This is a genomic window from Psychrobacillus sp. FSL W7-1493 (assembly GCF_038004905.1).
GTDB lineage: Bacteria > Bacillota > Bacilli > Bacillales_A > Planococcaceae > Psychrobacillus.
This window is the reverse complement of the sequence record NZ_JBBOSB010000001.1, coordinates 1,908,145-1,923,246: the sequence shown is the minus strand read 5'-3', so window position 1 is coordinate 1,923,246 and position 15,102 is coordinate 1,908,145. Positions and strand designations below refer to the sequence as shown.

21 protein-coding genes are annotated in these 15,102 nt (G+C 33.8%); 3 read left to right on the top strand and 18 right to left on the bottom strand.

The annotated features are described in order from the left end of the window. Positions 1 to 65: 65 nt before the first annotated feature. From MKX96_RS09720 to MKX96_RS09710, 3 genes are all read right to left on the bottom strand, one after another. Positions 66 to 560 carry a hypothetical protein gene (locus tag MKX96_RS09720; RefSeq protein WP_340883390.1) on the bottom strand — a complete coding sequence of 165 codons (495 nt, stop codon included), beginning with the start codon at positions 558 to 560 and terminating at the stop codon, positions 66 to 68. Positions 561 to 727: 167 nt separating this feature from the next. Further along, the gene (locus MKX96_RS09715) at positions 728 to 1,318 is read right to left on the bottom strand and encodes an SMI1/KNR4 family protein (RefSeq protein WP_340883388.1); all 591 of its coding nucleotides are present in this window, start codon (positions 1,316 to 1,318) and stop codon (positions 728 to 730) included. 121 nt (positions 1,319 to 1,439) lie between these two features. Continuing rightward, complete coding sequence (locus MKX96_RS09710; RefSeq protein WP_340883386.1) at positions 1,440 to 1,847, bottom strand: DUF4830 domain-containing protein; 408 nt, start codon at positions 1,845 to 1,847, stop codon at positions 1,440 to 1,442. Between the two features lie 247 nt (positions 1,848 to 2,094). Here MKX96_RS09710 and MKX96_RS09705 point away from each other — a divergent pair, with 247 nt between their 5' ends. Continuing rightward, on the top strand, positions 2,095 to 2,454 hold the full coding sequence (locus MKX96_RS09705; RefSeq protein WP_340883383.1) for a VOC family protein: 360 nt from the start codon (positions 2,095 to 2,097) through the stop codon (positions 2,452 to 2,454). Between the two features lie 100 nt (positions 2,455 to 2,554). On the opposite strand, the gene MKX96_RS09700 is transcribed toward MKX96_RS09705, so the two are convergent. Genes MKX96_RS09700 through MKX96_RS09675 form a run of 6 tightly spaced genes read right to left on the bottom strand, consistent with a single transcriptional unit; the run spans position 2,555 to position 6,369 of the window. Further along, positions 2,555 to 3,592 (bottom strand): collagenase, encoded by a 1,038-nt coding sequence (locus tag MKX96_RS09700; protein WP_340883381.1) that lies wholly within the window; start codon positions 3,590 to 3,592, stop codon positions 2,555 to 2,557. 9 nt (positions 3,593 to 3,601) lie between these two features. Beyond that, a complete protein-coding gene (locus MKX96_RS09695; RefSeq protein WP_340883380.1) occupies positions 3,602 to 4,627 on the bottom strand; it encodes an aldo/keto reductase in 1,026 nt (341 codons plus the stop codon). After that, positions 4,624 to 4,917, bottom strand: a complete 294-nt coding sequence (locus MKX96_RS09690) for an NUDIX hydrolase (RefSeq protein WP_340885959.1) — start codon at positions 4,915 to 4,917, stop codon at positions 4,624 to 4,626. Before MKX96_RS09690 ends, MKX96_RS09695 begins: the two co-directional genes overlap by 4 nt. Beyond that, positions 4,910 to 5,179, bottom strand: a complete 270-nt coding sequence (locus MKX96_RS09685) for a hypothetical protein (RefSeq protein ID WP_340883379.1) — start codon at positions 5,177 to 5,179, stop codon at positions 4,910 to 4,912. The genes MKX96_RS09690 and MKX96_RS09685 overlap by 8 nt, the downstream gene beginning before the upstream one ends. A gap of 56 nt (positions 5,180 to 5,235) precedes the next feature. Beyond that, entirely contained in the window at positions 5,236 to 5,577 is a 342-nt protein-coding gene (locus MKX96_RS09680; protein WP_340883378.1) for a zinc ribbon domain-containing protein, read from the bottom strand. An 18-nt stretch (positions 5,578 to 5,595) separates the two neighbouring features. Further along, entirely contained in the window at positions 5,596 to 6,369 is a 774-nt protein-coding gene (locus MKX96_RS09675; protein WP_340883377.1) for a phosphotransferase family protein, read from the bottom strand. A gap of 182 nt (positions 6,370 to 6,551) precedes the next feature. Between MKX96_RS09675 and MKX96_RS09670 the strand changes: the two genes are divergently transcribed. Next, on the top strand, positions 6,552 to 7,334 hold the full coding sequence (locus tag MKX96_RS09670; protein ID WP_340883376.1) for a hypothetical protein: 783 nt from the start codon (positions 6,552 to 6,554) through the stop codon (positions 7,332 to 7,334). A gap of 223 nt (positions 7,335 to 7,557) precedes the next feature. Next, entirely contained in the window at positions 7,558 to 8,349 is a 792-nt protein-coding gene (locus tag MKX96_RS09665) for a M15 family metallopeptidase (protein ID WP_340883375.1), read from the top strand. Between the two features lie 105 nt (positions 8,350 to 8,454). Here the strand turns inward: MKX96_RS09665 and MKX96_RS09660 are convergent, their stop codons facing one another. The 9 genes from MKX96_RS09660 to MKX96_RS09620 form a co-directional block, all read right to left on the bottom strand. Continuing rightward, a complete protein-coding gene (locus MKX96_RS09660; RefSeq protein ID WP_340883373.1) occupies positions 8,455 to 8,907 on the bottom strand; it encodes a hypothetical protein in 453 nt (150 codons plus the stop codon). A gap of 166 nt (positions 8,908 to 9,073) precedes the next feature. Then, entirely contained in the window at positions 9,074 to 9,643 is a 570-nt protein-coding gene (locus MKX96_RS09655; RefSeq protein WP_340883372.1) for a 5' nucleotidase, NT5C type, read from the bottom strand. Between the two features lie 95 nt (positions 9,644 to 9,738). Next, positions 9,739 to 10,836: a bifunctional diaminohydroxyphosphoribosylaminopyrimidine deaminase/5-amino-6-(5-phosphoribosylamino)uracil reductase RibD gene (ribD, locus tag MKX96_RS09650; protein WP_340883370.1), complete on the bottom strand. Its 1,098-nt coding sequence runs from the start codon at positions 10,834 to 10,836 to the stop codon at positions 9,739 to 9,741. A gap of 10 nt (positions 10,837 to 10,846) precedes the next feature. After that, complete coding sequence (locus tag MKX96_RS09645; protein ID WP_340883368.1) at positions 10,847 to 11,593, bottom strand: GTP cyclohydrolase II; 747 nt, start codon at positions 11,591 to 11,593, stop codon at positions 10,847 to 10,849. A 539-nt stretch (positions 11,594 to 12,132) separates the two neighbouring features. After that, positions 12,133 to 12,414 (bottom strand): hypothetical protein, encoded by a 282-nt coding sequence (locus MKX96_RS09640; protein WP_340883366.1) that lies wholly within the window; start codon positions 12,412 to 12,414, stop codon positions 12,133 to 12,135. Between the two features lie 325 nt (positions 12,415 to 12,739). Continuing rightward, a complete protein-coding gene (locus MKX96_RS09635; protein ID WP_340883364.1) occupies positions 12,740 to 12,961 on the bottom strand; it encodes a hypothetical protein in 222 nt (73 codons plus the stop codon). A 319-nt stretch (positions 12,962 to 13,280) separates the two neighbouring features. Then, entirely contained in the window at positions 13,281 to 13,619 is a 339-nt protein-coding gene (locus tag MKX96_RS09630) for a hypothetical protein (protein ID WP_340883363.1), read from the bottom strand. Positions 13,620 to 13,833: 214 nt separating this feature from the next. Then, positions 13,834 to 14,193, bottom strand: coding sequence for a hypothetical protein (locus tag MKX96_RS09625; protein WP_340883362.1), 360 nt, complete (start codon positions 14,191 to 14,193; stop codon positions 13,834 to 13,836). Positions 14,194 to 14,531: 338 nt separating this feature from the next. Then, the gene (locus MKX96_RS09620; protein ID WP_340883361.1) at positions 14,532 to 14,996 is read right to left on the bottom strand and encodes a hypothetical protein; all 465 of its coding nucleotides are present in this window, start codon (positions 14,994 to 14,996) and stop codon (positions 14,532 to 14,534) included. Between the last annotated feature and the right edge of the window lie 106 nt (positions 14,997 to 15,102).

Genomic DNA, 15,102 nt, shown 5'->3' with positions numbered 1-15,102 from the left:
TTTACAGTCACTATAAAAAAATTGTTAGTCAAAATCAACCAATAACTTTAACAAAGCTTAAAAGATTATGGCGATTTCTTAATTCGTTTTAAGACATATATAATTACCAGTAATAAACCTAAGGAGAGCAGACTGATATATATGGTATTTATATTTGTGGTACTTTTGGGAGTTAACTGTTCTTCATCCTTGCTAGCAGTTGAGTCATTTGAAACTAGTTCAATTGGTTTTTCACCTTTTCCTAATTCAGATAAATCCTTATCTGCTAAAGACAACGGAGTAGTTTTGGAACAGTAATTCACTTGAATTTCTCCATTTGATTCATTTGCATATACTAAATACTCTTGATTCAATTCAAATTCGTAGCCACAACTTTCCGTATTTCTTACAGTATAAACTGTAATTGGTGATTGATTCGGCCCTTTCCAATATTCATTAACTTCAAAATGTACACTGATAGGATCAGTTGAAGATTGTATTGACTTATTTTTGTTCTCATCTATTATTTCAACAACTTTTCCAGAAAAAACTGTGGAACTAAAATCTAATTCTTCTTTCACGGTGTTTGGCCCATCACATGAACAAGCGTAACCTGTAACAGAGAAAAAATTAAAAAAAGGTAAAAAAAGTAGTATCAACAACAAAACAATGTACTTAACTTTATTGTTAATTATAGAATTGATGTTCAGGTCACCTCCCCTTTAACACTGTACAAGCTTAGAATATATTACTGTTCTTCGTTATTAAGAAAAATAAAGTCACCGTCAATAATATCCTGCAAATACTCGTCAAAGCTGTCTGCAATCACTTTGTATTCATCTGGATCGTGCAAAAATCGAACTATTTGACCGCTTACACCATCAGCTGAAGGGTTAAAGTCGATATAGAGTCTTGATGTCCCACCGTTGTTCATACAGTCTGCAAAATGAATATATTTACCAGGTAGCAGTCCCTCTTGATTTATCTTAGGGTCAACAGCCTCCTCGTCAACTTGATATTCTAAAAGATAGGAGACGTCTTCTTCTTCCTTTGAACTATCGAGCATCTGTTGTGTAGATAGCAAATAATATGGATATTCGCCATCAGCAACATCAGCGCCTAAAATACAAACCGCAATTTCATTTTCTTTATACACCCGCCAATATGTACCGTCTATATTTTCCAGTAAACAGATTAATGATTCTGGACATTCTGGATATTTTATCCTAAGGGTATTAATATCCTCTTTTGATGCTCCACATGCTGTATTTAATTCGTCGAGTTCCTCTTTTGATAAAGCTTTTCTTAACCTGATTAAAAATTCGTTAACCAAATTCATTATTTCGTCCTCCTAAAATAAAAAATAAGAAGTATTTGTTTGTCTGTATGTCTATTATAAAACTCATTTAAATTTACACAGATTAGTATAAGAAAATTCTTTTTCAAACTGGTCTTTTCTTTTAATGCTTAATCCTTTGCTTCTTAATGAGACGTTCTTTTTCGTCCAAATTAAATATACCTGGCTCCCAGCTCGAATTAACACCATGACCACCAATAATTTCTCCATCTGCTTCGAATACTACAGCTTCTAAATGTTTTCCTTCAACATCTTCTTCATTTAGCTCATAGGTATGCCGTATAACTTCTTTTCCTAAATACTCCCTCAAAAATGTAATTCCACTCGCTTCATAGTTACTAAGCATTTCATCGGGAATATCTAATATATAAGTTTCAACTTCAATTGACTCTTTTATCTCCCAAGCTTTTTCTGATAAATATATTTCGTGACGTTCATTAAGACTTTCCTGACCACAAGCCGGAACGAATAATATTCCTACAATCATCATAAAGAGCATTTTGATTTTCATTACAACACCTCATTTTATAATTGATGCATGAATGATAGCGTTTTACACCTTACCGAACCTATCTCATCAGAATCGTTATATTCCGGAATATACACTTAATAAGTACTCCTTTTCCGAATGATGTTGAACTATTAAAATATTATTTCTAACTTATATTATTCGACTAAGAAATTTTATATCCTCTAAAAAGGACAATCAATAAGTAATGTAGAATATGTATAAAAATACTATTTGAAAGAGGGTTAATTTGAAAAATCAAATTTGTGTTATAAGCATTTATGTGCCAAATTTAAAGAAAGCAATTGATTTTTATACTAATACTTTAGGTTTTGAATTACATAAGCAGTATGGCCCTAAGCTTGCATCACTCGTTAACGGAAACTTACCACTTGTTTTGGAGGAAAATGATAGTGCAATCAATAACCAAAATGCTTCAGGAGTTGCATTGGGATTGCAAACGGAAGATATTTATGAAAAGGTTAAATTCTTAAAAGAAAAAGAAGTACATTTTATAATAGATGAGCCAACTGATTGTCCTCCAGGAAAATTCATTAGTTTTCGAGACCCTTTTGGAAATATTTTAGAATACCTGCAATTTGAAGATTAATAATCTAATGAAAATAAAAATTGAGTTAAGGCGTGCATTAAAAAAGAGCTAGAATAAGTTATCTAGCTCTTTTTTAATTTGATCAGAAAAGAGAAATTATTTAATAAGTTGCTAGAAGCGTTTTCTGAAATTCCGCTATGCTTTGTCCAGTAGTTTTCTCTAAGGTGTTATAAAAATCATTTAATGACTCAGATAATAACAATTCCGTAATAATTTCTGAACCATATAAATTATCCAGCTTTCTTAGTGTAAAGTAGCCTTGTAGATATACTTTATAATGCTCTAATGTAGCGGGTATAGTTTTATTTGTGTCTAGTAATCGATAATCCACCGCTTCCCCTAGAAGGTCCGGGTTGATCACTCTATCCTGATAGCCTACATATTCACTTAACCCCTCTATAAACCAAAAAGGCAGATGCTCCATTTTACTACTCAATCCATTGACCTTGGCAAATTGGTGAATACGATAATGGGTATATTCATGTAATAAGATACGTTCCCATCTTTTTTCATCATCCATTTTCATCAGATGAATAGACTGATTTCTACGTTTGTAATAACCTACTGCTCCAGGGGACACTTCCTTAATTGCAGCTGAATCATTATATATTTCGATTGTTAAGGGGTCCTGTAGCTCTGGCCCAAAAATCCGATCTAGGTTTGCTTTTTCCTTGGCTAACATAGAAGAATACTCTGCCACTGAAGTATAATTATCTTCAGAAAAAAAATAAGATATACTATCAATCTGCTTGGACTCTACATTTTTTTGGATTGAGTCTCCTGTAAATAAAGAGAATAATTTTCTGCTTTTAGTCTCTTCTGCTTTTGTTCCAGTGGATAGAGGCGCTATCTCTTTATAAGGTTCTTCACTGAAATTAGACCATGCGCTACCTCCTATGTAGAAGGAGCATAATAAGGTGGCTGTTAATATAAAGCTCACTGAAGGACGAACAATAGACATCGAAAAATCTCGCTTCGTTTCCAAGTAATACATAAAAAAGATAAATAGTAAGCAGCTAATTAAAATGCTCCACACTAGATGACTCCAGTTATAATGAACAATAATTGTTTGTATGGTATACGCTCCGATGACGAAAGGAAACAACAGAAACAAAGCTCGCTTGATGATCGTTCTCAATTTATCCTCCTATTGAATGTTTGTACGTTTGCTCGTTGCTATGTTGTGCTTGGCATGGTCGATTTGCTTCATGCCAACCATTGTTGATAATATGCCTTTCGTATTCATTAGGAATCGCAAGCTATCATCTGTTTTTTGTATTTCTTTTCCTAGGTTAAAGGGTGCACTGGTCGTTACGTGCATATTTAACTGTCTTGCTGCCTCGAGTACTGTCATGTCAATTCCAGCAACTGATTGGTTTTTCTTTTTGATTGCTTCAAGAAAAATTCTATTTACGGGTATTTGCACAAATCTAAAGTGATGGTCTTTACCTCCAACATTTTTGGCTATACTTTCTGCTATTTCTAAAGAGATATAGCCTTTCTCATCCTGATCACTGATAAGTCCAAGCCATGTAGCCATTCCATAAAAGCGGATATTTTGCTTCTCTACCTGTTCCTCAAAAAAGTAAAATAAATCCTCTAGCTGTTTGTAGAATACATCTTTTCCAAGAACCTTCATAGAAAGCTCTGGAACATGTAAATAATATATATCAATCGTATCCAAATGAAGGTGCTTTCTGCTTTGCTCTATAGCAAACCGGAAGTAATTAGGGGTGAGTACGTGCTTTTGATGTTCAACAGTTTGTATATCTGTCTCTTTAATAATTGTATTTTGTAAAAGCACCGACTCTAAATAATCCTTGGGAACAAGTCCGGCATCTTTATCTCCCGGAAGTAGCCCACCTTTAGTGGAAAGGACAAATTCTGATCTTTTCAATTTTGTGTTTTCTGTTAACTCTAAAAGAACCTTGCCGATGTCTCTTTCTGATTTCATACCACGATAATTTAAGGCGGTATCAATAAAGTTTAGTCCGTTCAATAGACTAAAGCGAACCGTTTCTTGATATAAGGCAGAATGTGCCTCCGTCATCTCTCCTAAATGTGTTCCAATTGCAATTGGAGAGCAATAAAACCACGGTGTTTCTCTATTATTGGATTGGTGATGACGCAGGTAACCAAAGGTATCCTCTCGAGTCGCAAAGCCTTTTATCATTTGATTGCATTCTCCTTTAAAAAATCTAAAGCCATATAATAAGCATTGGCGGTGAAAAGCTGTTGAATTTCACCATTCTTTATTAAAGAGTGCATTTCCTTAAAATCAAAAATATGCACATCAACAAATTCCGTAGGATCCAGGTGTTGATCACTAATTTGAAATGCATCTAAAATCAAATAGGTGTATACCTTATTCGTTTGAGTAGCTGGGTTTACGTAAAATTGACCCAATAAAACTGGCTCGCGTTCGGTTGTATATCCGGTCTCCTCTTTAACTTCTCTAAGAATTGCCTCCTGGTAGCTTTCTTGTCCCTCTGGCTTTCCAGCTGGGATTTCTAAAAAAAAAATTTCGACCTGCGTAGCGGTATTGGCTTACTAAAATAATTTGCTGTTCCTTTGTAAGCACAATGGCATTGACCCAGTCCGCATATTCATTTACATAGTAGTCATCAATTACCTGTCCATCTGGCAGTGCACAAATGTCTTTTCTTAAATTTCCAAATGGGGATTTAAAAATATACGAGGAACTTAACGTTTTCCAAGCGATCAATCGTTTCACTCCTTTATCTTGAAGTTCAGTAGGTAAGCCATAATTATGACTAAAACTTATATTTGTAGTGAGGTACCACAATCGGAGCAAAAATTGGATGATCGACGAACTGGATGGCCACAGTTTGAGCAATAGGCTTCCGCTTTTAACTGTCCCTCCTCCCATCCTTGGCTGGCTGCAGCCATTTGTTCACGTATTACCTCGTTATTTAGTTCTTTTATTTTTTTATAATTACCTACTCCAGTTAAAACAAATCCGAAAAAGATAAGGGGAGCACCCACAAAGAATAACCAAAAATACTGTGGTTCCTCAAAAAAATCCAGCGTAAAAAATTCAAAAAAAGCAAACCCTATGCAACACACGCCAACTATCATCAAAAATGGACCTATTAGCTTCACTTCAAGGTCACCTCATTTTCAAAAAAATTCATAAAGACCTCCATCAAAATATTTAAATTCTTCTATTGAAATAGGTGTAGAATCATAACCCTCATAGAAAGCTTCCACTAATAATGGATTTGATTGTATGGATCTAGTTGCAAGAGCTAGGTCATACCTAGGGTCTCCATGTGCTACTCCAGCAAGATCAATAAAAGCATATACCATACCATCCTTCACAAGTACATTATCAATCGTACAATCCCCATGTATAAGTGTTTGAGGTATTGGCTTAGGCTGGTTGAATTTTAAATAAGTAAGTAGCTCTTCATTGCCATCCACTTTGTAATGCATGACGTTATAAGCGGCTGTATGTAATTGTTTTTCAAGCCAATTATTTTTAGTTAGCAATGCACCTGGTGATCTAGTAGTGTGTAATAATTTTAGGAGAGTTCCAAAGCTGAGAAAAAGGGATCTCTTTTCCTCGATTGAATTTGCTTCGTGTAAGGCTTCTCTTAAAGGTACTCCTTCTAACTTACTCATTAGAAGTGAATTCTCTTCTGGTTGCTCTTTGTAATGCATGAATAATGGAATCGGAAGTTCTGTCTCTTTATTTAGAAGTTCCATTACCTCTGCTTCTTTTTTTAGCCATTCTCGATAAGGTAGCTCAGTTGCTACTTTCCATACAAAATTTCCTTTTTTAGTTTGTAGAAAGGTGGTAAATGATGTTCCACCTTGACGCTTTGGGAAAGACTGTGAAAGTATCTCTCCAGTTATTTTAATATCCAAACTATCAATTATTTGTTTATTCAAAATAAAACACCTCTAGGTCATATTATACAATAGCTTAATAATAAATAACTATGTCTTTTTCATTATTTTGTAAAAATTAAAACTATTTTCGTTATTTCAATTGACGTATATCCCAGCAATCCCTATATGTTAACTACTTGCATATTCTAATAATATGGTTAGCTCACCAAGGAGGAATATAAATGGGATTATTCATCAACGATAGTCAGCATCCGGGGGTTTTTAAAAACAAGGGCGAATTAAAAGCTAGCAACCAAGTCGATTTTCGTAGTAACTACCTATCCGATTTCATGCTTAACCAAGAAACAACTAACCAGTCTTTTTTAGATAATATTATTCGATTAAATAATTCGCAACAACAATATGGAGAACAACAAATAACCCATTGGAATGAAGTTAATAAAAGACTAGAGTACTTAAAGGAATTAAATACGCAACATGAACTGGTTGAAAAACAGATACAGTCTGGGTTACAAAAATTAGAGCAACAAAACGAGAAGCTGAACCATTTAATAACAGAAGAACAGCTTGGAAAACAACGTTTAATGGAGCATATTGAGCATCTAGATGAAACACAACACAATATAAAAATTCGATTGGACAGATCAGAAGAAACTTCCGAAGTGATTGTTCAAAAGATAGACGATCTTTCATTAAAAAATGTAGAAGTACTTTCTAGTATGGAGCAGGTGTCAGCTTTTCAACATGAAGCAATGTCCAAAATGGACGAACAGCACCAGTTCCATCATACGATTACCCAACAGATTAGCGGTTTGGAAGAAGCTCAAAAGGATTTAACAAGTCGAGTAGATCTCCAAGAAGGCTTGTTGGAGAAAATAATGAGGCAGATCGATCATGTTCGATTTTCATTATATGAAAGAACAAATTTCATAGAGGAAAAAATGGAGAAGTTGTATCAGGCTTCTATAACTAGCTTTCAAAAAATAAAAAAAGGGTCTAATTAATTTAAATTGCTTTGGGAGTAAATTGCAAAGATATTCATGTACAATATGGATACTTTCAATTTACTTTCTAGCAGCCTGAATAGATTATTAGTTACGTTTTTATCTAAAGTGAAGAGGTGATGTTTATGAAAACGATTACCTTAAGAAAATATTAAGAATTATCCTACCATAATCTTAAAGTCTACTTGCTATGCTAGAAATATCTAGTAAGGGAGTGAGACAGTTGAAAAAATTCTTCTTATTATGCTGCCTTTCAATATTTGGGTATTTTATCTTTACTAACTATACCAATGAAGACAGACAAATCTTTACAATTGAAGAAGAACAGATTTATGAAGGGAATCTTATATTAATTAATAACGAGGTAAAACTTCAACAAGAACCAACCGAAATCGAAGCGATACCTAATAACTTTGCAAATAACGTAGAAATTCAATCAGAAATTACTGTACATAAGGATTTACTGACCCCTATGCAGGATATGTTCGAGACAGCCGAAAAAGATGAAATTATGCATTTCAAGCTTAATAGTGGTTTCCGCACTGGCCTTGTCCAACAACAACTTTATGAAGAATTAGGTTCACAGTATGCCCTACCAAATGGCTATAGTGAGCATCAGTCCGGCCTATCTATTGATATTGGTTCTACCGAAGGAATGATGGAATTTACACTGGAAGCTGAATGGTTAGCACAACATGCATCAGAGTTTGGCTTTATTTTACGTTACCCGGAAAACAAAGTTGACGTAACTGGAATCGCTTTTGAACCTTGGCATTTCCGCTACGTTGGAAAACCACATAGTCTTATTATGACAAAGGAAGATATGGTTTTAGAAGAATACCTCGCATTTTTAAAGGAAAAAGGCGAATATGAAACAATGATTGAAGGTAAGCACTATCAAATAAGATATGTAAAACCGGAAAAATTTAAAAGTAGGAAGTCATTTAAAACAAATAACTATGAAATATCGGGGGATAATTTGGACGGTATCATTATAACTAAAGTAATTGATTGAACTTATACTCCAACTCTAGAGTACATAGAATGACAAAAATATATTCTAAACCTATATCTTCTTTTACTCTAACATAACCGGAAAACATGTGGTAGAATCCAAAGACTACAGTTTCCTTTCCAACAAATTGCTAATTTTTTTAGTCATTTCTTTATCAAAAGTATAAATTGTATGGGTATCATCAGCTTTCATTAAAGAGCTGTTTTGCCTGTTCTCTCCTACCCATAAATAATAACTTTGTTTTTTATCGTCTTTAAACATAATATCCATATAATAATCTGGATTAGCCATATTAACAATTCCATCTTGTTTTATAGAACTTGAAATCATATCTTTAAACTCTTTTATACTGGCTTCATCTTTAAAAATAATAGTGTCTTCCAAAGTCGAGCTTGATAGGATAACTTCTATTACTTCTCCCTCACCCTCACCTTCTACTTGTACATTTAACGATTGCTGAGGGTTATCGTAATTTGTTTCTTTGCTTTCAATTGATTGACATCCTATTAGTAAAATAGATAAACATGTTAACGGGATAATGAATTGTATTTTTTTCAAAATGTCACTTCCTTCGGATTTTAACCATTTTATAGTTAGACGACCTTTTCCTTGCTTTGTTTCAAATTTAAAAATTATTCCATAAAAAAATACCCCGTACGTATTAGTTAACGACTAATATACACAGGGTTTTCGAATCGTAATATAAATTATAAATTATGTCTGGTTATACGGTTTCCTCTAGAATTTTTTTCAAGTCCAACCATTCTTTCAGTCTTGGCATATCCATTAACTGATTATACGATTGATCCTTTATGAATACTTTTGTTTTTACATTTTGGAGCGTTTCTAGAACAGCTGGCTTATCATCGAAATAATAATCTAACTCTAATGCCTTGATTGTGGCTATTTTTTCCTCATCCTGCATTCCGCAGTAAAAGTTTTCATCTGTTATTGGAAAGCCTTGTGCTTTCATCCATTCACGAGTTTGAGAGCAATATTTTTTCGGGCGAGAGGTGATATAGTAAATCTCATGTCCATCATTTTCTAGAGAATTTAAAGTTTCCAAAGCTCCCTCAAAGGATGGGCATTCGGTAAAATATATTTCCTCCATACAATCTCTCCACATGGTGTTTCCAGCTTCTTTTTCCAAACCAAACGCTTCATGAATCTCTACAGTTTTTAAAGCATGAAATACGTCAAGATTCACATTTTGGTTAAGTTTTTTATTGTACAAGTGAAAAGCATGCTCTCTCAAATTAATTAGTGTATCGTCAATATCAAAACCGAATTTCATTTTTATTCTCCTACTCTTCTACCGTTTATCACGGTGTATAACTGTCATTTTATTTAATTTTCTTATACTAAATCGTAGTATGGTTATGTAGCTCATTATTTTTTAGGGTAGGCAATTATACGAAGATCCTCTCCAAACTTTTGGAATTCGTCAAAATACAATTGCTTGGCAGCATCCATTGATTCTGGATTTTCACCAGTAAAAGGCGTAATGGATTCTTTACCCCCCAGTACTTTTGGAGCTATATAAATATAGTATTTATCTATTAAACCAGCATTCAGAAAGGCAGAGTTTATCGCCCCTCCACCTTCAACTAGTATATCGGTTAACCCTTGTTGATATAATTCGCTAAGTACCTCTTCTAAATCCAATCCCTTATTTCTCTTGGAAACAAATAATACCTTTGCTCCCCTTGATTCATATTCTTTAACACGATTTAAATCTACTTCTTTACTTGTAACAATAATGGTTTTGGCTTCCTCTGTTTGAAGGACCTGTGCTTCTAAAGGAGTCCGTAGGCTGCTATCCAAGATAATTCTTGTAGGATTTTTTCCATCAAGCTCAGTAAGTCTTGTAGTTAAGGCTGGATTATCTGCTATTACTGTACCTACCCCTACTAAAATACCGTCTATTTCATTTCTTAGCGTATGCACATCTTTACGTGATACTTCTCCAGTAATCCATTTAGAATGTCCATTATAGGTTGCGAGTTTACCATCTAGTGTCATGGCAAACTTTGAAATAACAAATGGACGTTTGGTAAGCATATTGTGTATAAAACGCTCGTTTAACTTTTGCGCTTCTTTTTCTAATATCCCGACATCAACCTGAATGCCAGCGTCACGAAGAAGTTGAATGCCTCTCCCTGCAACCTCAGGATTAGGGTCCCTAGTAGCTACAACGACTCTGCTTACCTTTGATTCCTTCACTAAATTTGCACAAGGTGGTGTTTTGCCGTAATGTGAGCAAGGTTCTAAAGTTACATAAAGAGTGGAACCCTCGGCATGCTGTTGCGCCATATTAAATGCATGCACTTCTGCATGAGGCTCGCCTGCCTTCCGATGTAGTCCCGTACCAACAATTACTCCATTTTTCACAATTACTGCACCCACTACTGGGTTAGGATTCGTGTTGCCTTTCGCACTAGCTGCCAAGTCTAATGCAAGCTTCATATATTCCTCGTCGGTTTTCATTGTATACACCTCACACTTTTAGACTTGGGTTCTCTTCTACAATATGGCCGGATTTTTTCACTTTCGTATTCAAATAAAATTCATTTGTTTCGTTCAGTCCACCCCATAAAGGAACGTGATCCTTCGCAAGAAGACCATGGTTCTTTAACGCAGCCAGCTTCCTAGGGTTATTAGTTATTAAAGTGACCTGCTTGCTTCTCAATACTTCTAACACACGAATTGCATCTTCATATGAGCGACTATCGTCTTCAAAGCCTAGTGCATGATTGGCTTCAACTGTATCATAGCCTTCCTCCTGTAAAAGATAAGCCAGTGATTTAGAAAATAGACCAATCCCTCTGCCTTCATGATCAGCTAAATAAAAAATGGCTCCACAGCCATGATTTACTACCATTTTCATCGATTCATGAAGCTGGAAACCACAATCACAGCGTTGACTACCAAAAATGTCTCCTGTATGACAAATACTATGCATACGAATAAGTGCATCTTCCTCATTTGCGAAGTCACCATAAACAAGAACAGAAGATTGTTGGCCAAAAGCTAAATTTGATTGTGGTAATGATGTTAAAATATCCTCTTTTGATAAATTTTTATCAATTTTAACCCAGGTATACCATTGAAAGGTTGTTTGGAAATCGCCTTGCTTAATAGGCAAGTTAACTGGCCCAACTAAACAAAGATCAAGTTCCTCAACCGTTTCTATTATTTTTATTTTATCCTGTAACAATGTCAGCGTTTCTTTATTTATATTCATTTTCATTCACCTATCATTCATATTCATCATTTTTGTCTATTATATTCTAACTATTTTTAATCACTTACATAACGTAACCTAGTATATAATTACAACCTCGCCGTGTCAACTTTTCTTCCCTTTTCTATTAGGGAATGGTGCGTACAAACATAAACATCTTACCATAACTTTTCACCTAAGATAACATAATCTTTCTTGACTCGATCTGACAAAAAGAAATAAAAATAGTAAGCTTTTATAACCGTTCTACTCCATTTTAATGTTCATAAAAACTAGAGGCGTACAAATTAGTCATTAAATCAAAAAACGTGTAATGAGCAACTTGATTTCCTGTAAAACCTCACTCTATGCTTGACTATGGAGCAGGCGACTCTCGGGAAAGCAGCACTAGCTAGTTCAACTGTTGTAGTCCTATTATTGTATTAGTAAAGGTTAATTTAAAAAACACATAAAAAATGAGCTAGGATATTTTTATCTTTGCTCATTTACTTTATTATTATTTTTATGTTTTTGTAATAATTTGTTAAATTACCTGTTAGTTACGTAATATTTTTAAACCAAGTCATCATTCTAACAACTTGAAAAGGTTCAAACCAAGTAACTAAAAATAGTAAAATGATAAAAGTAGCAATTAATATATATTTCATGCTTCCTTTTTCTCTTTTAGAGATCGCAATAAAACTAAATACAATCCCTATTAATATTAAAACAACTCCAGTAATTACAATAGGTTCCACGTAGCCATCTATTAACCAGTTTAATATAAAGAATAGAATTCCAATAAACATTAGGACTATTGAGCATATACTGAATCGTTTCATATATAACACCCCTATTAGTTTAACTTCTAAGTATGACTTTAAAATTTCGTAAAAGTTCCAATTCGTGTTCAGCTAACCTTTTGCTTTAGATCAATAAAAAAAGGCATTACTCCTACTTAAAGTAATGCGCCCATAAGGTGAACAAGATCATTCAATTAAACCAAGTTCATATTGAATATGTTTCAAAACATATTTTTGATTAATATCATATCCTGTTGCCCGTTTTCCATACCAACTAACGCCCACTTATAATCTCTCTTAACTGCTTGTTGTAGTTCAATAAGAAAAAGGGCATTACCTCTATTGTCGTAATGCACCTGTTAGCTTAAGAAGAATTTTTTACTTTATCATTCTGTTGCTTACGGTAAAAAAAACGCCATAAATAAAAGACAGTCCAAGCTATTACTGATACTAACCAAGGAATATACTGATATTTTTGTTCACCATAAAATATCAAGATGCTTCCTATAATAAATGTTGGTACCATCAAATAGAACCACATTCTTACTTCCTTATTTTTAAAACTTAATTCAAATCGTTCACTCATATACTCCCCCCTTTTTTATAACTTTCTTCATCCATCTTTTCCTCTAATACGTTCGAAACGAATTGAGGTTCCTTTATTTCACAATTTCTTAATCTCTATTCAACAAATTCGTCTTTGGTTCAAAATGAAAAAAGAGTTGTCTTATCAACCTCAGTAGCCCCCATAGACTTGAAGTAAAGCACTACATTACATTGAAGAAGCTTTAGTTATTTCAAATATACTTTTGAAGAGAACCCTTCGCCTGTTAACCTTGATAGTATCTCAATATTTTTCGGATCAGAATTCGACTAATACCACAGGCAGTACAAATGGGAGAGATTTAACCTAATGGACCATATAGATTTATAAATTCTCCAGTGTATGCATCCATCACAATAGTTGATTCTTGAACATTGTATTTAATTGTTACTTCCCAATTCATATTATTCATTATTTCATTCCAAAACCCAGGCTTTGGAGTGAGGTACACACTAATATTCTTAGGTGGAATTTCCTCTAAACCATTGAAGGATATTGAGTTTTTCCACTCTTCTGGTGGATTTAGCAAATATTTTTCTGCATTATTTATTGCTTCACCTGTTGTAATTATAGGTGACTGATAAAAATATAAAAAAAACATTATTGTAATAACTACTAAACTTTTTAGTATTGTTTTCAAAATGAGTACCTCCAAATCAGAATTCGCGCTTTATATTCTGTGTTACTTTAGTTCATTAAGAAAATAAGGTTCCCTCAGCAATACATAATCTTTTGCTAAAGGAACTCTGGGATCAACTTGTTATTTTGTACATAAAAATAGATCATCGAAACGATGACCAGATTGTGCTAGGACCCGTTCGTTTAGTAAGTATTGAGACGCTTATTAAACTAGTTTAAAACAGATAGATATAAGCAATTAGTACGGAAATCCCTATTAATATCATAGCAATACACTTAATGGTATTGCCCTCACCTTTTATTAGACCTACTCCCCAAATTACAAACCAACCAAATAGCGCTAAAGCAATCCCTAAATCCCGTAAGACTTTTATGTCTGATGCTGCAACAGAGCCTGTAAGATATACGAGGAAACCAATAAAACTGGGTATAATCCCTAAAATAGATAAAGGATTTCCCAACTCTTTTATAACCTTTATCTGTTTCTCATTCTCCATTTTTCTGAAGGAATACCAACAACCCATACTAGGTATTGTCCATATAAGCACAATATATATCACTTGAATTAAACTCAATCAATCACCTCTCCTGTCCCACGAATTGCCTTTTACAACTGTGAGATGGTTGACCACGTGTTAAATAATACCCTTTAAAACTAACCTACTCCTTTACTTTAATACGGTTGAAGTAATTAGAAGTTCCAATATAAATAAAATGTGACCATTTAGATTTTGTAAAAATGCTCCTGGTATGTTGAACTATAAAGTAACCATGATAGCTTGTGTCAATACACCTCTTTGTTCTTCCATAAACTATTTACTATTACCACCAATTATTATTTCCCCCTCTATAAGATAGTCTTGCTAACTAAATCACAGCGGAAGTTGAAGAGTATAACGTAAAAAAATTTCATTTACTCTTTTTGATTTTCATCAACAGAATGGATATTCAAAGTCTCACTTGCTTGTGTTGTATAATCACTTCCTAAAGCCTGAATTGTAATATGGTCGTGGAATATTCTATCACCAAATTCCCATTCAATAGACCATCCATCATTACCATCAATGTCGTAACCAATAAGAGTTCTTTCCCCCCACGTCTCCGTACCTGTTGGGGCTATCCAAAACAATATGGTTTCAACATTTTCTGCTTCCATAGAAATAGTGATTTTCTTAATACCTTCAGGAACAATATGCCATCCATGTTCCACTTCTAAATCCGTATTAACCTTTTGGATTTTGGCTTTATCATCTCTATTTTCCGAATAAACGGATGAATTATCTACATTTTCTTTTGAGCGATCCTTTCCTACAACATTACATGCAGTGAGTATCAGTATTACCATTAAGAAGACCATACCAATTTTATTCATTCTCATACGCATCTCCCTTTTTAACAATAATATTGCGTTTTTGGTAAATTTTCCAATAATAATTTAAACATACTTTCATCTTCTTTACCTAAACTGCACCATAATTTTAAGA